The organism is Corynebacterium meridianum (assembly GCF_016342265.1).
In the GTDB taxonomy this organism is placed as follows: domain Bacteria; phylum Actinomycetota; class Actinomycetes; order Mycobacteriales; family Mycobacteriaceae; genus Corynebacterium; species Corynebacterium meridianum.
The window spans coordinates 494,461-516,405 of sequence record NZ_JAEIOS010000009.1 but is presented as its reverse complement, the minus strand read 5'-3'; the positions used below and the strand labels follow the sequence as shown (position 1 = coordinate 516,405).

At 66.2% G+C, this 21,945-nt stretch carries 18 protein-coding genes; 9 read left to right on the top strand and 9 right to left on the bottom strand.

Annotated elements, in window-relative coordinates; translation table 11 throughout:
* Nucleotides 1-7: 7 nt before the first annotated feature.
* Nucleotides 8-970, bottom strand: coding sequence for a septation protein SepH (gene sepH, locus JDV75_RS02290; RefSeq protein ID WP_198737620.1), 963 nt, complete (start codon nucleotides 968-970; stop codon nucleotides 8-10).
* A gap of 158 nt (nucleotides 971-1,128) precedes the next feature.
* Nucleotides 1,129-2,262, bottom strand: a complete 1,134-nt coding sequence (serC, locus tag JDV75_RS02285) for a phosphoserine transaminase (protein WP_198737619.1) — start codon at nucleotides 2,260-2,262, stop codon at nucleotides 1,129-1,131.
* An 831-nt stretch (nucleotides 2,263-3,093) separates the two neighbouring features.
* On the opposite strand from serC, the gene JDV75_RS02280 reads away from it, so the two are divergent.
* Both JDV75_RS02280 and fkpA read left to right on the top strand, forming a co-directional pair.
* On the top strand, nucleotides 3,094-4,389 hold the full coding sequence (locus tag JDV75_RS02280) for a citrate synthase (protein WP_198737618.1): 1,296 nt from the start codon (nucleotides 3,094-3,096) through the stop codon (nucleotides 4,387-4,389).
* Nucleotides 4,390-4,584: 195 nt separating this feature from the next.
* Nucleotides 4,585-4,944, top strand: a complete 360-nt coding sequence (gene fkpA / locus JDV75_RS02275) for an FKBP-type peptidyl-prolyl cis-trans isomerase FkpA (protein ID WP_198737617.1) — start codon at nucleotides 4,585-4,587, stop codon at nucleotides 4,942-4,944.
* An 84-nt stretch (nucleotides 4,945-5,028) separates the two neighbouring features.
* On the opposite strand, the gene JDV75_RS02270 is transcribed toward fkpA, so the two are convergent.
* The 5 genes from JDV75_RS02270 to JDV75_RS02250 form a co-directional block, all read right to left on the bottom strand.
* Entirely contained in the window at nucleotides 5,029-6,537 is a 1,509-nt protein-coding gene (locus tag JDV75_RS02270) for a carboxyl transferase domain-containing protein (protein WP_198737616.1), read from the bottom strand.
* Between the two features lie 46 nt (nucleotides 6,538-6,583).
* On the bottom strand, nucleotides 6,584-7,828 hold the full coding sequence (locus JDV75_RS02265; protein WP_198737615.1) for an ABC transporter permease: 1,245 nt from the start codon (nucleotides 7,826-7,828) through the stop codon (nucleotides 6,584-6,586).
* Nucleotides 7,825-8,736, bottom strand: coding sequence for an ABC transporter ATP-binding protein (locus JDV75_RS02260; protein ID WP_198737614.1), 912 nt, complete (start codon nucleotides 8,734-8,736; stop codon nucleotides 7,825-7,827). Before JDV75_RS02260 ends, JDV75_RS02265 begins: the two co-directional genes overlap by 4 nt.
* A gap of 23 nt (nucleotides 8,737-8,759) precedes the next feature.
* Entirely contained in the window at nucleotides 8,760-9,341 is a 582-nt protein-coding gene (locus JDV75_RS02255) for a hypothetical protein (RefSeq protein WP_198737613.1), read from the bottom strand.
* 120 nt (nucleotides 9,342-9,461) lie between these two features.
* Entirely contained in the window at nucleotides 9,462-9,731 is a 270-nt protein-coding gene (locus JDV75_RS02250; protein ID WP_198737612.1) for a helix-turn-helix transcriptional regulator, read from the bottom strand.
* Between the two features lie 137 nt (nucleotides 9,732-9,868).
* Here JDV75_RS02250 and JDV75_RS02245 point away from each other — a divergent pair, with 137 nt between their 5' ends.
* The 7 genes from JDV75_RS02245 to JDV75_RS02215 all read left to right on the top strand — a co-directional run bounded on the left by JDV75_RS02245 (nucleotide 9,869) and on the right by JDV75_RS02215 (nucleotide 19,051).
* Nucleotides 9,869-10,729: an aldo/keto reductase gene (locus tag JDV75_RS02245; protein ID WP_198737611.1), complete on the top strand. Its 861-nt coding sequence runs from the start codon at nucleotides 9,869-9,871 to the stop codon at nucleotides 10,727-10,729.
* Nucleotides 10,730-10,779: 50 nt separating this feature from the next.
* Complete coding sequence (locus JDV75_RS02240) at nucleotides 10,780-11,511, top strand: enoyl-CoA hydratase (protein ID WP_198737610.1); 732 nt, start codon at nucleotides 10,780-10,782, stop codon at nucleotides 11,509-11,511.
* Nucleotides 11,512-11,667: 156 nt separating this feature from the next.
* The gene (locus JDV75_RS02235; protein WP_198737668.1) at nucleotides 11,668-14,085 is read left to right on the top strand and encodes an HAD-IC family P-type ATPase; all 2,418 of its coding nucleotides are present in this window, start codon (nucleotides 11,668-11,670) and stop codon (nucleotides 14,083-14,085) included.
* Nucleotides 14,086-14,486: 401 nt separating this feature from the next.
* On the top strand, nucleotides 14,487-14,831 hold the full coding sequence (locus tag JDV75_RS02230; RefSeq protein ID WP_198737609.1) for a DUF485 domain-containing protein: 345 nt from the start codon (nucleotides 14,487-14,489) through the stop codon (nucleotides 14,829-14,831).
* A gap of 8 nt (nucleotides 14,832-14,839) precedes the next feature.
* Nucleotides 14,840-16,492, top strand: coding sequence for a solute symporter family protein (locus tag JDV75_RS02225; RefSeq protein ID WP_198737608.1), 1,653 nt, complete (start codon nucleotides 14,840-14,842; stop codon nucleotides 16,490-16,492).
* Between the two features lie 148 nt (nucleotides 16,493-16,640).
* On the top strand, nucleotides 16,641-17,537 hold the full coding sequence (locus JDV75_RS02220) for a hypothetical protein (protein ID WP_232958060.1): 897 nt from the start codon (nucleotides 16,641-16,643) through the stop codon (nucleotides 17,535-17,537).
* Nucleotides 17,538-17,647: 110 nt separating this feature from the next.
* Nucleotides 17,648-19,051: a cation:proton antiporter gene (locus JDV75_RS02215; protein ID WP_198737607.1), complete on the top strand. Its 1,404-nt coding sequence runs from the start codon at nucleotides 17,648-17,650 to the stop codon at nucleotides 19,049-19,051.
* Between the two features lie 14 nt (nucleotides 19,052-19,065).
* On the opposite strand, the gene JDV75_RS02210 is transcribed toward JDV75_RS02215, so the two are convergent.
* Nucleotides 19,066-19,935: a DUF1906 domain-containing protein gene (locus JDV75_RS02210; protein ID WP_198737606.1), complete on the bottom strand. Its 870-nt coding sequence runs from the start codon at nucleotides 19,933-19,935 to the stop codon at nucleotides 19,066-19,068.
* A gap of 524 nt (nucleotides 19,936-20,459) precedes the next feature.
* Nucleotides 20,460-21,752: an ArnT family glycosyltransferase gene (locus tag JDV75_RS02205; protein ID WP_198737605.1), complete on the bottom strand. Its 1,293-nt coding sequence runs from the start codon at nucleotides 21,750-21,752 to the stop codon at nucleotides 20,460-20,462.
* Between the last annotated feature and the right edge of the window lie 193 nt (nucleotides 21,753-21,945).

The window sequence follows — 21,945 nt, the reverse complement described above, 5'->3', positions numbered from 1 at the left end:
CTTGTATTCAGTTCCTCGGTCGTTTCGTGTTGGTCCGTACGCCCAACAGGACGTCCTCCCAGTGTGGTGTTATGGCCCTGCGTCGGGGGCGGCGTTGCTGGTCCTCGTCCGGGTGACGGAGGAACTCGTCGTTCTCTCCGTCGGCCTCCGGGGCAGCCGGTTCCGCTGCGGTGCCGTGGTCCCGCCGCCCGGTGAATCCGGTGCCGGTTTCCATCGGGGACTGCCTCCGGTCGTCGGCGGTGTCGTCGTCCAGTTCCCGGACGGGGTTCAGGGGACGGGCGGGACGTCCGAAGTTCGGGTCGAGCAGTGCCGCCGCGACGGAGTTCCGCGCCACCGCCGTCGCGTTGTTGATCCCCTGGCGGTGGTACGACCACTCCGCGGTCGTCCGTGTCTGCCCCTCGAGCCAGGTGACCAGGATGACCCATTGGCCGCCAGCCTCCCGGTAGGCGTCCCATTCGCTGTCACCCAGATCATCGCCGCGGGCCGCGAGTGCGGTGGCGAGGACCTCCCACAGGGTGAGTGGAGCGGGCCCGTCGTCACGGACGGGATGTGCCTGCTTCGCCAGGTCGGCGATGCGGCCGCGTTCGAGGAGCACCGGGTGCGCGAACGGCTCGATGCGGCTCTCCGGCACCCCGCACTCCTCCGCCAGGTCCGTGATGTTCGCGCCACCCCTGATCCGGGCCTGGATTTCCCGGGGGCTCATGGGTAACGGTGCGGACAGTCGGGGATCGGGTTCGCGCGTCGTGCGGGGGGCGGGCGACGGTTCCTTCTCCGCGGTATCGGTCGGGCGGTCGTTCGTGCTCAGGTCGCGTGTGACGGTGGCGTCGGGGGTGGTGATCGCGGCGCGGAGGGCGTTGTCGACGACGAGGAAGAACTGTTCGTCTTCGGTTGCGCCCGCGGCCCGGTCCGCCAGGCGGAGCACCAGCGACCCGGGCGTTGATTCCTCGGGTATGACGTTGAGCTCCCGCATGCGATCTCCCTGTGTGCTCTGATGGAAACGGACGTGCCGGAGAGACTCCGGCTGTCATCCCACTCTAACGCACACACCACCGCGGAACCGGTCACAAGATCCGGTCGCGGTGGTGTGTTGGTGGTGCGGTTTCCCCGGTTAGGGGGGGAGTTGTGCGGCTACGCGCCGGCGAGCTCCTCATCCAGGACGTAATCGATCGCCGCGGTGAGCTTCTCGATGTCGGTGGTGTCGATCGCGGGGAACATGCCGACCCGCAGCTGGTTCCGGCCGAGCTTGCGGTAGGGCTCGACGTCCACGATGCCGTTCGCGCGCAGGATCTTGGCGATGCGTGCCGCGTCGATGGAATCGTCGAAGTCGATGGTGCCGACGACCAGCGACCGGTTGGCGGGATCGGTGACGAAGCAGTGCGCCTCGGGGCGGGCGTCCGCCCAGGAGTATAGCGCGCGGGAGTTCGCGGTGGTTCGCTCGACCATGCCCTCCAGACCACCGTTGGCGTTCATCCACTGGACCTGGTTGTCCATCATCAGCAGCGTGCCGACGGCCGGGGTGTTGTAGGTCTGGTTCTTCCGGGAGTTGTCCACGGCGGTCTGCAGGTTGAGGAAGGCGGGGATGAACCGGTCGGAGGCGTTGATCTCGGCGATCCGCTCGATCGCCGCCGGGCTCATGGCGGCGAACCACAGGCCACCGTCGGAAGCGAAGCACTTCTGCGGTGAGAAGTAGTAGGCGTCTGCCTGGTCCATCGCAACCGGGAGACCGCCCGCACCCGAGGTCGCGTCGATGACCACCAGCGAATCACCGGAGCCCTCGGGGCGGGTGACGGGGACCATTGCACCGGTCGACGTCTCGTTGTGTGCCCAGGCGATGACATCGCAGCCGTCGAACGCACGCGGGGTGGGGGCGTCGCCGGGATCGGCCGCGAGGATCTCCGGGTCGGCGAGCCACGGTGCCTTCTTGGCCGCGGTCGCGAACTTGCCCGAGAACTCACCGAAGGTCAGGTGGGCGGAGCGCTCGCGGATCAGGCCATAGGTAGCAGCATCCCAGAACGCGGTTGCGCCACCGAGGGACAGGACGATCTCGTATCCCTCCGGCAGGCTGAACAGTTCGGTCAGACCCTCGCGGAGGGAGCCCACGACATCGCGGACGGCGGCCTGGCGGTGGGAGGTGCCCACGATTCCGGTGGCACCGTCGACGATGGCCTGGAGCTGCGCGGGACGAACCTTCGACGGGCCGCAGCCGAAGCGGCCGTCAGCGGGCAACAGGTTCGCGGGGAGAGTGGGGAACTGATCGGTCATGGCGGTAGGTGTGTTCTTCCTCGTCGGGTACTGGGGCCGTGATCGGTTCCGTGGCCGGGTTCAGGCACCGGAACCGTACCCAGGCAACTCTAGTCCCCGGGGCGGAAGCAGGGGCGCAATCCGGGGTGGGGGACAGGCTCGGGCGTCGGTGACGCAGGTGGTCCCGGTAGCTCCCGGATCCCGGGATATCATCGGGAGGGTATCGTCAGTGCGGCCGTAGCCCGTATCCGGAGACACAGGGTCGTCTGAGATCGGGACGGGGCGCGCTGGGTTCCGGTGTCCCGGGGAGGCGTGATCGACGGGGGTGGTCGGGGGTCTCTTTCTCCCCCGTAGCGGGTGTAGCGGGGTTGTGCGCGGTGGACTTCCCGTGTCGGTGCGGTCACATCGTTTGCTAAACTGTGCCACACCCCACTCCATTGGGTGTTCGGGGTCGAGCCGTGAAATCATGACCTGCCGGAGCTATGGGACCGGTACCGTTGATTCCCGGATCCCGGCCTCCGGAAACCCCCTTCAACTGGGGAAATGAAGCCAACTTCACAGAGAGTGCCACGTGCCGGGATTCCTCAGTTCCACCGGCCGGTGAGCCGACTGAAGCGGCGGTTGCGGGAATCGGTCTGTGTCATCGTCGTGGACCAGGCGTGACACCGCGGGTGCAACCGGAGTTGATGCCTGCGCGTGGCAAACCGTATAGCGTGGAGGTGATTATCCGGACTGTGGTCCGGACAACACCTCCCGGTGAGCGTGGAAGTCCAACGCGGCGGATCGCGCTGCGGTGCACTGGCCGTCCCAGATCCGGGAGGGTGACATTTGACAAAGCTTGAAAGGTACATTGTGGCAACTGACAACAAGGACAAGGCCGTACTCCACTACCCCGGTGGTGAGTTCGAGATGGACATCAAGCGGGCTTCCGAAGGTCAGGACGGCATCGTCCTGGGTAAGATGCTCGCTGAGACCGGACTCGTCACCTACGACCCGGGCTACGTCAGCACCGGCTCCACCGAGTCCGCTATCACCTTCATCGACGGTGACAAGGGCATTCTGCGTTACCGCGGCTACGCCATCGAGGACCTCGCTGAGAAGGCGACCTTCAACGAGGTCTCCTATCTGCTCATCCACGGTGAGCTTCCCACCCAGGAGCAGCTGACCAAGTTCAACGACGAGGTCCGTCACCACACCCTCATCGACGAGGATTTCAAGAGCCAGTTCCGCGTGTTCCCCCGTGACGCGCACCCGATGTCCGTCCTGGCCTCATCCCTCAACATTCTCTCGACCTACTACCAGGACTCGCTCGACCCGCTGGATCCGGAGCACCGCGACAAGGCCACCGTCCGGCTTATGGCCAAGGTGCCGATGCTGGCTGCGATGGCGCACCGCGCCCGCCACGGTGAGCCGTGGATGTACCCGGACAACAAGCTCAACACCCGCGAGAACTTCCTGCGGATGATGTTCGGCTTCCCGACCGAGGATTACGAGGTCGACCCGGTCATGTCCAAGGCCCTCGATCAGCTGCTCATCCTCCACGCCGATCACGAGCAGAACTGCTCCACCTCGACGGTCCGCATGGTCGCCTCCGCCCAGGCGAACATGTTCGTGTCCATCGCCGCGGGCATCAACGCCCTGTCCGGTCCGCTGCACGGTGGCGCGAACCAGGCCGTGCTCGAGATGCTCGACGAGATCAAGGCCAACGGCGGCGACGCGACCGACTTCATGACCCGCGTCAAGAACAAGGAGGCCGGTGTCCGCCTCATGGGCTTCGGCCACCGCGTCTACAAGAACTACGACCCGCGTGCCGCGATCATCAAGTCGACCGCGCACGAGGTGCTGGAGAAGATGGGCGGCGACGAGCTGCTCGATCTCGCCCTGAACCTCGAGGAGATCGCCCTCGCGGATGACTACTTCATCTCCCGCAAGCTGTACCCGAACGTCGACTTCTACACGGGTCTCATCTACCGTGCGATGGGCTTCCCGACGGACTTCTTCACGGTGCTCTTCGCCATGGGCCGACTGCCGGGCTGGATCGCCCAGTACCGCGAGCTCATCGAGAACCCCGGTTCGAAGATCTACCGTCCGCGCCAGATCTACACCGGCGAGACCCTGCGCGAATTCGTGCCGCGTCCGGAGCGCTGATCGCAGTACCGGTTCCGATGGAAATACCCGCGGATTTCCGCGGGTATTTCCCTGTCCGGCATCCCCCGGATTTTCTCGGGGCGAGAAAGCCCACGTAAGGTGGCTTTCGGCAGCGCTACGAAAAACCGTTGAATCTGATGGTTCCGGTATTCGCCGCGCCGCCGCCCATTTCGTCTAAAGCCCAAAGGAGCGTTCATGGACAAGCCCACGATCGAAGCACAGACTGGCCCCGCCCCGGAGGACATCGTCATCGTCGACCTCATCGAGGGAGACGGCCCCGAAGCACAGTCGAACGGACTTGTGGAGGTGCACTACGTCGGCGTCGACTTCGAGACGGGCGAGGAATTCGACTCCTCGTGGGACCGTGGACAGACCATCGAGTTCCCCCTCCACCGCCTCATCGCCGGATGGCAGGAAGGGATCCCGGGCATGAAGGTCGGCGGGCGCCGCCAGCTGACCATCCCGCCGGAGGCCGCCTACGGCCCCGCCGGCGGTGGACATCCCCTCTCCGGCCGCACCCTGGTCTTCGTGATCGACCTGATCAGCGTCGGCTGACGGCCGGAGACGGCTCTCGCCGCACAATGAGGAAACCGCCCCCGGCCGAATAGGCCGTTGGGCGGTTTTTTCGTGTGCTCCGAGTCACCCCTGTTCGATGGCCCACCGCTCGTAGTGCCGGAAGCGGTGCTCGCGGCCGACCTTGGTCGGATCGGACGCCAGATCCCGGAGGGCGGCGGCGACGGAGCAGAGGACCCGGGTGATGAACTCGTCCGGTTCCTCCGCCGCGTCGGGGTTCTCCGGGATGAGCGTGTCCACGATGCCCGCCTCCCGCAGTGCGAACGCCGACACCCGCTGCTCACGCATCATCTCCGGGGCGTGGGCGGTGTCCCGGTGGATGATGGCCGAGGCGCCCTCGGGCGGAAGCGGGGAGAGCCATGCGTGTTCCGCCGCGAGCACGGTGTCTGCGGGCAGCATCGCCAGCGCCCCGCCGCCGCACCCCTGTCCGAGGATCACGGAGACCGTCGGGACATCGACGTCGACGAGCTCGCCGAGGGTCCGGGCGATCGACCCCGCCATGCCGGCCTCCTCTGCCGCGGCGGACAACTCTGCCCCCGGTGTGTCGATGACACTGACCAGCGGCAGCCCCAGGCCGTGGGCGAGTGCCACACCGCGGCGCGCGAAGCGGAGCGCGGCCGGTCCGAGTTCGGTGTCCGCGTGCGGCGGCTGGGCGTGCCGGTCCTGGCCGATGAGCACGCAGGGCTGCCCCTTGATCCGGGTGAGGGCGACGATGACGGCGGGGGAGATGCGCCCGTCGCCGGTCCCGGACAACTGGATGAGGTGTTCGGAGAGTCGCCCGACGAGATTCCTCAGCCCTGGTCTGTCGGTGCGGCGGGTGGCGGTGATCGCGTCCCACACGTCGATCCGTGGTTCCTCCGGGGGCGCCGTCGCCGCGGCGTCGATGGAGTGCGCGTCCGTGGTCGGGGGACGCAGGACATCGACGATCTTCACCACGGCCTCCCGCAGCTGGCCCGGTGAGACGACGCCGTCGATGACTCCGCGGGCAGCGAGATTCTCCGCCCGCTGCACGCCTTCCGGCATCGGGGTGCCCGTGGTGAGTTCGACGACCCTCGGTCCGAGGAATCCCAGCAGCGCACCCGGTTCCGCGAACGTGAAGTGCCCGGCCGAGCCCCAGGACGCCATCACCCCACCGGTTGTGGGGTTCCGGAGGTACACCAGGAACGGCAGATGGGCGTCCTTGTGCCGGTAGACCGCGGTCGTGATGGAGACCATCAGAGCGAACGCCGGGGTTCCCTCCTGCATCCGTGTCCCACCGGACGCCGGTGAGATCAGCAGCGGGAGCCCGCCGTCCGTCGCCCGGTGGATTCCGTCGATGATCCGGCGGGCGGTCGCCGCCCCGATGGAACCACCGAGGAACCCGAACTCGCTCAGGACGAATGCGACCCGCGCCCCGTTGACGGTCCCCTCACCGGTGATGACCGCCTCGTCCACACCTGATTTCTCCCGGGCCCGGTCGAGGGTCGCCCGGTAGTCGTCGCTGATGTCGCCGTACACGGGTGGGGTGTCCCAGGAGATGAAGGATCCGGGGTCGAGGACCTGGTCGATGAGATCGTGGGAGGTGGTGTTCGTCATGGCTGACACTGTAGCCGTCGGAACAGTGGACCGGGTCGGTTCCGGGTCAGCCCCGCCGTACCCCACGCAGTGCCTTCAACCAGCCGACGGGTGAACCGGTGTGCAGGATCGACGAACGGTAGATCCGGGCGGCCAACCAGCTAGTGACGGCGGTCGCGAGGGCGAGGATGAGGGCCGCACCCAGGACCCCTCCGACACCGACGTTGCCCACCGCGTACTGCAGGGGAATCGTCGACGAGGAGAACGGCGGCACCCAGGCGACCACCCGCATGAACGTCGAGTCGACCTGCGTCAGACCGAAGAAGGGAACGTACATCACGGCCATCAGCAGCAGGATCACCGGTGTCTGCACGCCCTGGAAATCCTCCATCCGGGACACCAGCGAGCCGGCCGCCGCGTAGAGCACCGAGAAGAAGAGGTAGCCGAGGACGTAGAACAGCAGCAGGACGGGGAGAACGGTGAGGTCGATCTCGACGTCGAAGCGTTCGCCGATCCCGGTGAAGCCGATCCCCGCGGCCGTGACGGCGAACAGCGTGGCGACGAACGCCAACCCCACGCCGCCGACGCCGATGATCTTGCCCCACAGCAGGTCCAGGGGACGGACCGTGGCGACCATGAGCTCCACGACCCGGGAGGACTTCTCCTCGATGACCGCGGAGCCGATGGTGATGGCGAACATCATCACCGACATCACCAGAACGCCGAGACCGATCAGCGTGACCATGACCGTGCCCGCCGTACGCGGGTCGCCGAAGGCCCCGTCGTCCGATCCACCGTCGACGCGGACGGTGGTCACGGTACCGGCGGTGGTGATCTCGGCGACCTGTTCGCCACTGATCCCGAACTCGGTGAGGAACCCGTCCCGGGCGATCGCGGCCTGCGCAGCCCGGAGAGCGGTGAGTGAGTCCGTGTCGACGGAGGACTCGGAGACCAGCTCCCATCCCGGACCTGATTCCGCGGGCCGGTAGATGGCGGCGATGTCACCGTCAGAGAGTGCTGCGAGTGCAGTGTCCCGGTCCGGGTACCCGACGGATTCCATCGCGGGCCCGTCGCCGTTGTCGCCGGTTACGGCGGCGAGTGCGGCGGGTTCCGCACCGACGTAGCCGATGACCTGTGGTGCGTTTTCCTTCGATCCCTGCCAGGCGCCCCAGCCGAGACCACCGAGGACGGCGACGAGCATGATGACGAGGGTCACCCAGACGGATTTCCGGGTGAGGACGGCGCGTGCCTCACGGGCGGCGATCAGCCGGATTGCCGCAGTCGAAGAATAGGTGTCGGTCGGACGGCTCATGGTTTCACTACTTCCTGGAAGAGATCGGACAGGTCGGGGCGGCGTCGGGTGAAATGGTGGACGGGACCGGCGGCCATCGCGGCGCGCAGGATGTCCTGGTCGGTTGCCGGGGATCCGGGATCGAGGGTGAGTAGTGTCACGGTGTCGCCGCCGTCGCCGACCGCGGTGGCCCCGGGCACCGTCCGCCACCAGTCACCCGGGGCGTCGACATGCACCTCGTAGGTGTCCTCACCGGTGTCCCGGAGCTCGTCGACGGTGCCTTCCGCACGCATCCGGCCGGCGGCGATGATCCCGACGCGGTGGCAGAGACGTTGGACGAGGTCGAGCTGGTGTGAGGAGAACAGGACCGGGACCCCCGACTCCGCCCGCTCGACGAGGATGTCGCTCATCACGTTCACCGCCACGGGATCGAGGCCCGAGAACGGTTCATCCAGGACGAGGACATCCGGATCGTGGACGAGTGCGGCGGCCAGCTGCACGCGCTGCTGGTTTCCGAGGGAGAGTGACTCGAGCTGATCGTCGGCTCGGTCGCTGAGCCCGAGCTGCTCAAGGAGACCGGTGGTGCGGTTCTCCGCTGAGCTCTTGTCGACGCCGTGCAACCGCGCCAGGTAGATCAGCTGTGTGCCGATCTTCTCCTTCGGGTACAGCCCCCGTTCCTCCGGCATGTAACCGATGCGTCGACGGGAGGATTCGGTGAGCGGTTCGTCACCGAGCCGGACCTCGCCGGAGTCGGCTGCGATGACCCCGAGTGCGATGCGCATGGTGGTCGACTTGCCGGCCCCGTTGGATCCGACGAAGCCGTAGATCTCGCCGGGGTGCACGGTGAAACTCATGCCGTCGAGTGCCGTGAGGTCGCCGTATCTCTTGGATATCCCGTCGATGACGAGCGGGGATGGTGAGCGTGTCATGGGTGTTTCTTCCTTACTGGTTTTCAGTCCGCGTCGGGGAACAGCAGATCGGGGTCGGTCGGGTCGGGCAGGGTCCAGGCGAGCACGAGTCCGGGGATGGCGCCGATCAGGCCGATGATGAGGAACATCGTCATGCCGGTCGTGTACGTCAGGTCGTACAGATCGCGCATCGCCCACCCTCTGTCCAGCGCCCAGACCGATCCGAAGGTGATGATTCCGGCGTAGACCAGCCCGATCGCGTAGTAGAAGTGGGTTGTCGTGGCGCGTAGCCGGAGCTGTCTCGCCAGCTCGTATTCATCGAGGAACTCCGGCGGCGCCATGTCCTCCAGTCGGATCAGTGTGCGGATCATGGACCAGATGGCACAGGACGCCAGACACAGGGCCGCGGTCATGGCGAGCAGGGTCGCCTGTTCAAGGAGTACCGCCGCGACGCCGAGTGTCACCCCGGTGTGGTAGGCCCCGCAGAACAGCAGAACCAGGGCCCGCCGGTGGCGACGGTTCCGCCAGCGGTGGAAGCGGGAGTCCAGAACGTCCCTTCGACGTTCGAAACTGTCCAGGCGATGCCTGCGGTAGCGGGTCATCGGGGAGGTTCCGCGGCCGGTCACGCGTCCTCCTCGGCGGCTGTGGCCGCCGTGAATGATCCGGCGAGAAGGCGCCGCCCGCGCAGGGGAGCGGTCGGTGCGATTGTCCTGGATGCGGTCATTGTCGTGCTCCTTTCCGTGCGCTCAACGTGTCACCGGTGCGGGGTAGAGGTCATGGGACATGGGGCTGAACTCCTCTCGGGAGAACACCGCCTCGACGGGCAACCGGAAGGTCTCGGCGATGCGCATCGCCAGGTCGAGGCTGGGGTAGTGGTCGCCGCGCTCGAGGGCGCCGACGGTCTGTGGATTGACCTCGATGACCGCCGCCAGATCGGCGCGTGACATCCCGCGTTCCGTCCGCAGGACCTTGATGCGGTTGTAGATTGGCCGCGTCGACCTCTTTGATAGGGACATAAACTAGAGTGTTGTATAAACACAACGAACTGTCAAGAGATTGCTCTGCTTCGTTGGCTGGATGGTGATGCCGGCCGGCTGCCCCCGTGCCCGTGGACCCCGTGCGCGTCCCCGGACATGGGTGTTCAATGGGGCCCATGACTGAGAAGACCTTTCCCACGACCGTGACCCTGAACGACGGCAACGAGATACCGCAGCTCGGATTCGGTGTCTACAAGCTGAAGGACGACGAGTGCGTCACCGCGGTCCGTCACGCCATCGAGGTCGGTTACCGGCACATCGACACCGCCGCCATCTACGGCAACGAGGAGCAGGTGGGTAACGCCATCCGGGACGCCATCGCGGCAGGTGACGTCACCCGCGAGGAGCTGTTCGTCACCACCAAACTGTGGAACGACCGCCAGGGTGCGGAGGAATCGACCCGCGCATTCCAGGAGTCACTGTCCAGGCTCGGGCTCGACTACGTGGACTGCTACCTCATCCACTGGCCCTGTCCCCGGAAGGGACTTGCCGTGGAGACCTTCAGTGCGATGGCGAAGCTCCAGGGGTTCGGCAGTATCCGGTCGATCGGTGTCTCGAACTTCTACGCCGAGACCCTTGACGAGGTGATCTCCGGCACCGGGATCACCCCCGTCCTCAACCAGATCGAACTGCACCCGGGTTTCTCCCAGGCGGAACTCCGCGAGGTCAACCGCGAGCGGGGGATCGCCACCGAGGCGTGGTCCCCGATCGGTCGCGGCAGGGGGCTCGATGACCCGGTGATCCGGCGGATCGCCGAGGAACACGACCGGACCCCGGCGCAGGTGATGCTCCGCTGGCACCTCCAGCTGGGCAACATCATCATCCCGAAGTCGGCGCACCCCAAGCGGATCAGCGAGAACTTCGACATCTTCGACTTCCACCTCGGCGACCGTGACATGGAGTGCATCACGTCGTTGGACGATTCCACCATCGCCGGTCGAATCGGACCGAACCCGCTGACGTTCCCCGAAGAATGAGCCCTGCACGGGAACCCGGCACCCGTCCACTCCACGTCGAGGACCGCGGCGTGGTCAGAATCATCACCCTGGATCGGCCCCGGGTCCGAAACGCCCTCGACACCGGTCTCTGTGCGGCGCTCACCGAAACCATCCGTACCGCGGGCGACGAGGGGACCCGCTCGGGACACGGAGTCGGGCCCCGGACGCTGCTGCTCCGCGGTACCCCACCGGCTTTCTGCTCCGGGGCGGATCTCAACCACGCGCACTCGCCCGAGTTCCTCGACACCCTCGGCGGACTGCTGCGTGCCCTCGTGGAGTGCCCGCTGCCGGTGATCGCCGACATCCAGGGGCCGTGTGTCGGTGCCGGCCTGCAGCTGGCCTTGGCGAGTGACCTGCGCGTCGTCGGGCCGGACGCCTGGTTCGGACTCCCGCCCGCGGCACTGGGGATCGCCCTCGACGACTGGACCGTGGGCCGGTGCGTCGACCTCATCGGTGGTTCGCGGGCCCGTGGGCTGATGCTAGGGGGTCTGCGCATGTCCGCCACCGAGGCCGCGGCCTGCGGATTCGCCAACGTCTCCGGCGGCTCCCGGGATGCGGCGGAACTCGCCGACCGGGTTGCCGCTCTCGCGCCGTTGTCGGTGCAACAGCTCAAACTCGCCCTCAACGACACGGGGACGGCGGCCGCCGGCACCGGTGCCGCAGCCCGGGAACTCTACGAGACGTGCTGGGCGAGCACCGACGCGGCGGAGGCGCGGGCGGCACGGGCCGAGGGGCGGCAACCGAGATTCACCGGTCGGTGACCCCACCACCCGAGGCGAGGGGAGCATCCGGTCTCCGCGATCGGCCGCGTGCACCGTTCACGAACCGGGGCCCTGCACTCCCCGCCATCCGCTCCGGCGGACGTGGCGGTGAATGCGCTCCGACGCGCTCCGCGGATTAGAGTTGGCGCCATGAAGATGGAACCCGCAGCCACCGCTGTCGCCACCACCGGCCACACCACCGGCCCGGAGGGGCTCGACTCCGCGACCGTACGGGAGCGGGTGGAATCGGGTCAGGTCAACCACGCGGTGAGACGAACCGGGCGCAGCGTCGCCGACATCGTGCGGAGCAACGTATTCACCCGGATCAACGCGATCCTCGGTGTGCTGCTGGTCATCGTCCTGAGCACCGGATCGATCATCAATGCAGCCTTCGGTCTGCTCATCGTCGCGAACTCGGCGATCGGCATCATCCAGGAGCTGCGGGCAAAGCGGACCCTCGACAGGCTCACGATCCTCGGGGAATCGAAGCCCCGGGTCATCCGTGACGGGCGGGCCACCGAGATAGTCCGCGATGAGATCGTCCTCGACGACCTCATCGACATTGGGCCCGGGGACCAGATCGTCGTGGACGGCTACGTGCGTTCCGCCGACGGCCTCGAGGTCGACGAGTCCATGCTCACCGGGGAATCCGACGCGGTGGTCAAGCGGGACGGTGATGAGATCCGGTCAGGCTCCTACGTGACGGCGGGATCAGGGACGTTCCAGGCCACCGCCATCGGGGAGGACTCCTACCAGGCGAGACTCATCGCGGAAGCCGGCCGGTTCACCCTGACGGATTCGCAGCTGCTCGACGGCATAAACCAGATCCTGCGGATCATCACCTGGTTGCTCATTCCCACCGGCGTCCTCACCGTCTGGACCCAGCTCGGTCGGACCGGCGCACCCTGGAAGGAAGCCGTCCTGTCCATGGTCGCGGCCCTCGTGCCGATGGTGCCCGAGGGACTTGTCCTGATGACCTCCATCGCCTTCGCGGTCGGGGTCGTCAGGCTGGGGAAACGCAAGGCGCTGATCAACGAACTGCCGGCCATCGAGGGCCTTGCCCGGGTCGATCTCGTCTGCGCCGACAAAACCGGCACGCTGACCGAGAACCGGATGGAACTCGACGAGATCGCGCCGGTCGGCGACCACGACGACGCGGAGCTGGTGCGCCGGGTGCTCGCCTCGATCGCGGCGGCCGACGGCCATCAGAACGACACCATGCAGGCGATCTCGGACGGTGTCGCGGGAACCGAGCCCGACGAGGTGACCTCGACGGTGTCCTTCGATTCCGCCCGCAAGTGGTCCGGCGCCTCCACCGCGGAACTGGGGGACTGGGTCCTCGGCGCTCCCGATGTCCTCGTCGCCGACGGGGACTCGGCACTCACCGCCGTGGAACCCTACATTGACCGGGGCCTGCGGGTGCTGATGCTCTGCCGGGCGACGGCGCTCGGGGAGGTCTCTGCATCCCCCGCCGCGCCGGGCTGTGCCTCACTGACCCCGTGTGCCCTGGTGGTGTTGCGGCAGAAGATCCGGGAGGACGCCGAGGAGACGCTGGGCTACTTCGCCCGTGAGGGGGTGGAGGTGAAGGTTATCTCCGGGGACAACGCCGTCTCCGTGGGCGCTGTCGCGGCATCCCTCGGGCTCGGAGGAAAGGTCGTCGACGCGCGGGAGCTGCCCGCGGCTGATGACCCCGATTTCGTCCGGCAGGTCACCGAGGGCACGGTGTTCGGGCGCGTCACCCCGGAGCAGAAGCGGGACATGGTCGGTGCTCTGCAGGCTGCGGGGCACACGGTCGCGATGACCGGCGACGGGGTCAACGATGTGCTGGCCCTGAAGGATGCATCCATCGGTGTCGCCATGGGGTCGGGGTCGCCCGCCACGAGGTCGGTCGCGCAGGTGGTCCTCCTGGACAACCGGTTCGCCACCCTGCCGCACGTCGTGGCGGAGGGGCGGAGGGTCATCGGCAACATCGAGAGGGTCGCCAATCTCTTCCTGACCAAGACCATCTACTCGGTCGTGCTGGCCCTGGTGGTCGGGCTGTTCGGGATCACCTTCCCGTTCCAGCCGATCCATGTGACGATGATCGGCTGGTTCACCATCGGGATCCCCGCGTTCATCCTGTCCCTGGCCCCGAACCACGAGCGGGCACGGCCGGGATTCGTCCCCCGCGTCCTCCGTCTCGCACTGCCCTCGGGACTACTCATCGGTGTGTTCACCGTCGTGTTCTGGATCCTCGTGAACCCGGGCACCCACGCGCCGGACACGGCCATCAGGCAGGCGGGCACCGCAACCCTCACGGTGACCCTCGTGATGGCTCTCTGGGTGCTCGCGGTCGTGGCGCGTCCGTACCAGTGGTGGCGGATCGCGTTGATCGTCAGCGGAGCGGTCGCATACGTGGTGATCTTCTCGGTGCAGCCGCTCGCGCGTCTGCTCTTCCTGGATGCGTCAGATCCCGGGTTGCTGGTCCGGGCGCTCATCGTGGGTGGTATCGGTGCCGCATTGATCGAGGCGTCCTGGTGGATCGGGCAGAAACGGTCCGGTCGGCCCGCGAGGGTCTTCGCTTTCGGCGCCTGACACGCCCACAGGGGGGCCTTTTTCAGGTGGTCCAGCCCCCCCAAGAGGGCGATAGACGGTATTCGCAATCTTCACAACGCCCGAACACGCGGGCGATGGGGGGTTGTTGCTTAATAGGGAAAATGCCGGTGAGGGCGTTTTATGGGGGTGGGCAAAGGCTGCGAATGCAGCTATTCCGGTGATTAGCTTTCACATTGCAACGTGAGCTAGGTAACTTCACACATACACCTTGTTCTGTGATCGCTTGCACAATGATGTCCGGCGGACCCGTTCCGTCACCATCGGCAGGTATCCGACAGCGGTGTGCGAAGTGGTGGGACGGACGGCCGATGGTTGGCATTCCGTCCCGACCCGAACAGAATCTCCGTCAAATTAATTACAGAAAGCGAGATGACCCTCACATGAGTGCAGACTCATCCGCCCCGGTGCGGCGCCGGGAACCCGGTGCCGCAGAATTTCGGGCCATGCAGAAAGATCCTGAGTTCCTCGACCTGAAGAAGACGTTCCGTGGGTTCGCCTTCCCGATGAGTATCGCGTTCTTCCTCTGGTACATGTTCTATGTCCTCCTCGCGGTCTACGCGAAGGACTGGATGGGAACCCCGGTGTTCGGCAACGTCAACTGGGGCGTGATCATGGGCCTTCTCCAGTTCGTGACCACCTTCGCCATCACCTGGATCTACGTCAATTTTGCCAATAAGAAGATCGAGCCCAAGGCGGCAGCGATCCGTGAGAGAATGGAAGGCTAATACCTCTCATGAATAACATCATCAGTTACTCCGCCCAGGAAGTGGGCGCGCAGGCCGGTAATCCGATCCTGAACATCGCCGTCTTCATCATCTTCATCGTCGTCACGATGGGTGTCGTCATCAAGGTGGGCAAGTCCACCAGCGAGGCCTCCGACTTCTACACCGGTGGCGCGCAGTTCTCCGGTAAGCAGAACGGTCTGGCCATCGCGGGCGATTACCTGTCCGCCGCCTCCTTCCTCGGTATCGTCGGCGCCGTCGCCCTCGCGGGCTATGACGGCTTCCTCTACTCCATCGGCTTCTTCGTGGCTTGGCTGGTCGCGCTGCTGCTCGTCGCCGAGCCGCTGCGTAACACCGGTAAGTTCACGATGGCCGACGTCCTGTCGTTCCGACTCAATCAGAAGCCCGTCCGGATGGCCGCCGCACTCGGCACCCTGTTCGTTTCGCTCTTCTACCTCATCGCCCAGATGGCCGGTGCCGGTTCGCTGGTCGCCGTGCTGCTGAACGTGCACGATAAGTCGCAGCAGGCCATCGTCGTCGCTGTCGTCGGTGTCATCATGATCGCCTACGTGCTCTTCGGCGGTATGAAAGGCACGACCTACGTCCAGATGATCAAGGCCGTCCTCCTGGTTGGTGGCGTCGGCATCATGACCGCGCTGATCTTCATCAAGGTCGGTTCCTTCCCCACGCTGCTCGACGCAGCCGTGCAGAAGCACGCCGAGTCCGACTACCTCGCGGGCAAGGGCTACGACGCCCACGCGATTCTGGAGCCCGGTCTCAAGTTCGGCAAGGACAGCGTCACCAAGATCGACTTCATCTCCCTGGGTCTGACCCTGGTTCTCGGCACCGCGGGTCTCCCGCACGTGCTGATGCGCTTCTACACGGTTCCGACCGCACGTGAAGCCCGCCGCTCGGTCACCTGGGCCATCGTGCTCATCGGTGCCTTCTACCTGATGACTCTGATGCTGGGCTACGCGGCGGCAGCCATGGTCGGTCCGGACCGGATCCTCGGTGCACCCGGCGGGCAGAACTCCGCGGCTCCGCTGCTCGCGCTCGAACTCGGTGGCTCCTTCTTCATGGCTGCGATCTCCGCCGTGGCGTTCGCCACCGTGCTCGCCGTGGTCGCGGGCCTCGCGATCACCGCCTCGGCCTCCGTCGCCCACGACATCTACCACTCGATCATCCGCAACGGTGAGTCCACCGAAGCGGAGCAGGTCCGGGTCTCCCGGATCACGGTGGTCGTCATCGGTGTCACCGCGATCATCCTCGGTATCCTGGCGATGAGCCAGAACGTGGCCTTCCTGGTGGCACTGGCCTTCGCCATCGCCGCCTCGGCCAACCTGCCGACGATCCTGTACTCGCTGTACTGGAAGAAGTTCAACACCACGGGTGCCCTGTGCTCGATGTACACCGGTCTCGTCCTGGCTCTGGTTCTCATCGTGTTCTCCCCGGCCGTGTCCGGTACGGACTCGTCGATGGTTCCCGGCGCCGACTGGGCCTGGTTCCCGCTCCGCAACCCGGGCCTGGTCTCCATCCCGGCGGCATTCCTCGCGGGCTACCTCGGCACCATCTTCGGCAAGCCGGACAACCTGGACGACCTCCATGCTGAGATGGAAGTCCGTTCGCTGACCGGCGTCGGCGTGGAAGCCGCGGTCGATCACTAGTACCGTATCCACTTCGCACGCTGATCGGGTTCACCCGTGACGGCGGATGGACACATCACATCACAACAGAAGAACAAGACGGCGGCCCCGTCCACCAGAACCCGAGAGAATTGGGGGGGTGGACGGGGTCGCCGGTATCATGTCCGACATGGCTAAGCATTCCGTCGGGTCCGCGGACGGTCCGGACGGACGAAGTGACCGCTGGCGGCGCATTGGTCGTACAACTCCAGTGATCGTCGCGGTATGCTGCCTTCTATCGCTCCCATTCCTCCCGGTCTCCGGAGGAGAGGGGGGCTCTGGTGTCGGTCCGACCTTCCGTGGTCCCGGTGAATCGCCGACGGGCACCCGGGCGTCGAACGTCAGTCTCTCCAGTGAGGACCTCGGTGACTTCACCGCCAACGCGACCGGTTCCCAGGTGTCGTTCACGCGGCTCTCGGATGGCTGGCACACCGGTACCGCCACCGAGAGATACGCCCGTCCCGCACTCAGCCTGATCAAGCTCTACATCGCCGACTACGTGCTCCGGTACGGGTTGCCCGATGACAAACTCGTGGCGGTGGAGATGATCCGCTCCTCCGATGACGATCTCGCCGACGAGCTCTGGGACCGGTACCCGCGGGCGATCGACGTCACAGCCCGGAACTACGGGCTGTTGTCGACGAGGTCAGACGAACGGTGGGGGTACAGCGTCACCTCCACCTATGACGCCGTGTCGTTCATCCAGCAGAAACTGGAGACCGACCGCATGTCGCCGATCCTGACCGCGATGATCCAGTCCGATCAGTTCGCCGCCGACGGGTACCCGCAGGACTTCGGCACGGCGGTGCTCCCCGGAGCGGTGGGGACCAAGTGGGGCTGGTCCAACGACTACTCACTCCATTCCTCGGTGACCTTCGGGGAGGACTTCGTTGCCGCCGCCGCCGTCACGGGTTCAGCGGAGGATCTCACCGCACTGGTGGAGACCCAACTGTACGGGCTTGTCAGTGACCACACAGGCGGGCCCGCCCCTCAGCCTCCTGTGCAACGGCTGGAAGCCGGGGAATAAACCGCCCGCCGGGGTTTACGGTAGTGGTTCTGCTCCACCGGCCTATCATGGGCAATCGTCCGGGGTTCGGTACCGCCCACCCGAAGCTCCTCTCCATGAAATGAAGGTCGATGTTGAACTCGATAACTCTGCTCGCGTCGGGTGCCGCGGTGGCGCCCGGAGTCATCGTCTCGATGATGTGGATCGCGATCGCCGCCCTCGCCTCCCCGCTCCTGTCCTTCCTCACCGGAAAACGGGTTCCGGGCGTGGTCTTCATGCTCCTGCTCGGGGTGCTCATCGGCCCGGAGGTTCTCGACCTGGCGCATCTGGACGGGTCGAACGCCCTGCTCCGGGAACTCGGCCTCGGAATGCTGTTCCTCCTCGCTGGCTGGGAGATCGATCCCGATGTCATGCGGGGGAGACAGGGACGCCGGGCCACCGGAACCTGGTTGCTCAGCCTGGGGCTCGCCGTCGGGGCGGCACTGCTGCTGCTCGGCACCGATGACCTGCTCCGGAGCATCGTGCTCGCCATCGCCGTGTCATCCACCGCCATGGGCACGCTACTGCCGGTCATCAAGAACTCCGGACGCGCGGATTCCCCGGTCGGTCGGGGAGTCCTCGTCCACGGCGCCGTCGGCGAGCTGGGCCCCGTGTTCGCCATGGCGCTGCTGCTGTCGACGCGCACGACGTGGCTCACGCTGATCATTCTCGCCCTCTTCATGGGCGGCGCGATGATGGTTGCGTTTCTCCCGCGTACCGTCTCCCGTCTCGTGCCCTGGGTCGGGCATGCGGTGCGCGACGGTGCGAGTCACACGAGCCAGACCGTCATGAGGATGGTCATCGTCCTTCTCACCACGCTCATGGCCATGGCTGCGGTGTTCGAACTCGACGTGGTTCTCGGGGCATTCGCGGCGGGCATCATCCTCCGGGGACTGGTTCCCGTGCGTGCCCGGAAGACGGTCGAGGCGCGTCTCGACGTCATGGGCTACGGTCTGCTCATCCCGGTGTTCTTCATCACGTCCGGCATGGCGATCAACGTCCGCGAGGTCCTGCACTCACCCTGGGCCGTGGTCGTGGGGATCATCGTCATCTACATCGCGCGTGGGCTGCCGATCCTGCTGGTGGAACGCTTCACGGACACCGGCTCGGGGATCCGGGGTTTCCGGGACCAGATGGAGCTCTCGCTGTACTCCGCGACGGGTCTGCCGATCATCGTGGCCGTCACCGAGATCGCAGTGGACCGGGGACTCCTCGGTGAGGGGCGTGCCTCGGTGATGGTGGCCACCGGGGCCGCGACGGTGCTCCTCTTCCCGATGTTGGCCGCGAACGTGCACTCTCATGTTCCCGCGCCGGAGTACCCCGGTGACGAGGAGGAGCGACGCCGGGTGGAAAATGACATAGAGGCCGAGGCAGTCGAGTACCGGAGCGGGAAAAGCGCTGATTCTACGGAATCGGGTGCCGGCCGGCCCAAGCCGCGGCCCAAGAGCAGCACCGTCTCCGATGACGAGATCACCATCGACTCGGATGAAGACTGACCGAGGTCCGGAGTTTATCCGGACAGGCCATTCAGCTGCGTCAGCAGTTGACCGAGTGCCTTGACCGGGTCCCCGTCGGGTGCGGGAGGCAGGGGAGCGGGGATCTCCACCGGGCCTGGGGACACAGCGTCCGGCAGCGTCGCCGTCCACTGGCCCCAGTCCCGAGAGTAGACGTCGTTGACATCGACCTCGACACCGGAGATCCAGGCCGTACGCTTCGCCGGCTGGTGGAGATCCGCCCGCGGATGCAGGCGGCCACCGGAACCCCAGTCATGCTGCCAGAAGAACTCGCCGAGCCCATCGGCCAGGGCCCACGTTATGACGTTGTAGTTGCCGTAGACACCCAGCCGCAGTCCGGCGGCCTCGAGTGAAGCCCTGAAAGCCCCGAGGTAGGGCCGGATCTGGCCGGCGTACTGCCCCCAGCTCGGATTGTCGTCGATGGCGACGTAGACCGGTCTGCCCGCGGGCCCGCCCGCCGCAGCGTGGAGAGCGATCGCCTGAGGGGCGTGGACGGCCGCGCCGGCCGCGCCCCGGAGCCAGTCGGCGGTGTCGGCGCGACCGAACTGGTACACGCTCGCGGTGGCGAGCCCCGCTGACCTGAAAGCGAACGTCTCCGCCGCGGTGACAGGTTTCCCCAACATCCAGCTCTCGGTCCCCGGGCGTCGACGGGAGACGTACCTCACGGCACCCAGATGGCCCGCAGCGGCGATCGCGCGGGCATCGGGGACGCCCGCGGCGTAGTCGAGGACCGTTCCCAGCACGGGTCGTGCGGCGTACGCCCGGGGGAGCGTTCCGGTCGAAGATGCGATGGTGCCGCCGGCCGCGGCGAGCGCGGCCACCTTGAGCAGGGTACGGCGGTGGATGGTGGGTTGACGCGACGTCATGCTGTACTTCCTGGATGAGGATCGGGACGACCTGCGATTCACACGGGTCACATGCACCACAGTAGCAACTTGAGGGGGCGACGGTGTCGCCCGTTACCTACCGGGGTGCGGGAGGTGCCACCGATCCGGTCATCGTCGAAGGCCCGGGGATCCGATCGGCGGTGGATCGCTACCGCAACGGGGGAGGCGTAGACACCCCGTGCCGGTGTCGGACTCGGGCCGGAAAGGGCGAATGCCGTGGTTTTTAAGGCCGTATGATGTCCAGATTCCGTGTGCCCCCGTCCGTCGTGCGCCCGCTGAACTGGCGTGGAGCCTTCGTTCGCTGTTCGGATCCTCGGCCCCACGGAACCGGTGCAAGTGAGTCGCTTCCGGCGATCCTCGGGGAGAGGATGACGGTGTTCGTGCCTCTGCGCCGGTCGACGGCCGGGCCCCCGGGTACAAGTCGGGGTGGTGCGAAAGGTCCGACCCGGCCGGCGGGAGTTCCACCGGGAATACCCACGGCAGGTCGACGTCCCACCAGTGACTCAGTGGGAGGGGTCGGACCGGTTCACCCGCACGGAGTCGGTGGACGTCACTATCTGTTCCGCCTCCGGATTCGGGGTTGTGTCGGAGCTGATGACCCCATTCCGGGTACCGCCGGGGGATTCGGTTTTGGTGTCGGTGGGTTGTTGCCCGTCCGTGCGGGCGGACGCGATCCTGTGATGGGTGAGATGAATGACGACGAGCAGAGCCGCGAGCAGAGCAGGCACCGCGGGGATACGGTACATCTCATGCGGGAAGAACAGTGTCCGCCAGTCCAGACACGAGATGAGCACCGCCTGGACAGCGACGATCAGGCCGAGCTCGTCGCGTCTGAGCAGACCGATGACGGCAGCTGAGAGCATGAGTACCGCCAACGCGATGAGGGCCGATACGGCGGTGGACCCGATCTGAGACGAGTTCATGTCACCGCTCACGCGCATGGCGCCGGCGAGATCGAATATTCTCAGCCATCCGACGACCGGCATACCGATGTTGCCGTCATCGTAGGTGAGCTGATCGGTGGTGAAGCGACTGCGAATGAATGGCAGCCACACCGCCAGGGCGATCGGTCCGGCGGCCAGTGCCAGCGCCCGCCGCCAGTACAGACGCCGGTCCCGGACCATGTGTATGAGTAGATGAAGGCCGAGTGCACCGGGAATCAGGACAAGCTGTTCCTTCGACAGGCAGATCACCACGCTCAGCACCGCTATCCATACGGGATGAATACGGGCGCGCCAGGCCAACAATAGTCCTGTGACCAGTGCGAGTTGGAAAGGTTCCGTCAGATTTGTGGTGGCGCTGAACAACAGTCCGGGACTGGCCGCGACCAACAGTCCCCACCAGGGTGAGCATCCGTGGGACACAGCCAACCGGGAGACCAGGTACGTGGACGCTCCGATGGAGATGAGACCGAGGATCCAGAACGTCGTCGACAGGAGGTGCGGTTGTCCGAACGCGAGGAGAGAAGCCATCCACGAGTAGAACGGGTGGCCGTAGCGGTAGGCGGCGAGATCTATCAGCTCGTGGGCCTCCCCGGAGGCGAACGGGTCCCGCGCCATCGCCCACAGATAGACCCCGTCGTAGTGATCGGCACCGGACGTGAACCTGAACGCCGGGTCCTCCGCCCGGATCAACTGTGCGAGTGGCTCTCCATCGGTGACGTTGAGCAAAAGACTGTGATGGAACGCAGGGCGGTGTGAGGCAATCTGCGCCACCACAGCTGCGACGACGGCAATTCCCGCGGTGATGAGACTGGGCAGTGCCGGATATCTGAAACTCAGGTGGGGAGCAGTCATGGGCTTCTTTTTCGTCGTATGAAGGGACTGGATCGTGGCGAAAGATGCGCCCTCGCGGATCCGCAGGACGCCGCAACCGGGGAACGTCGGGGGAGGAGGACACTCTGTGGTGCGTGGCTCTGTTCTGGCATCGGATCACCGGTCGCCCCGGACTTCGGGACGGTGACCGGAGGAGCTGTTCATAGTGGAGGTT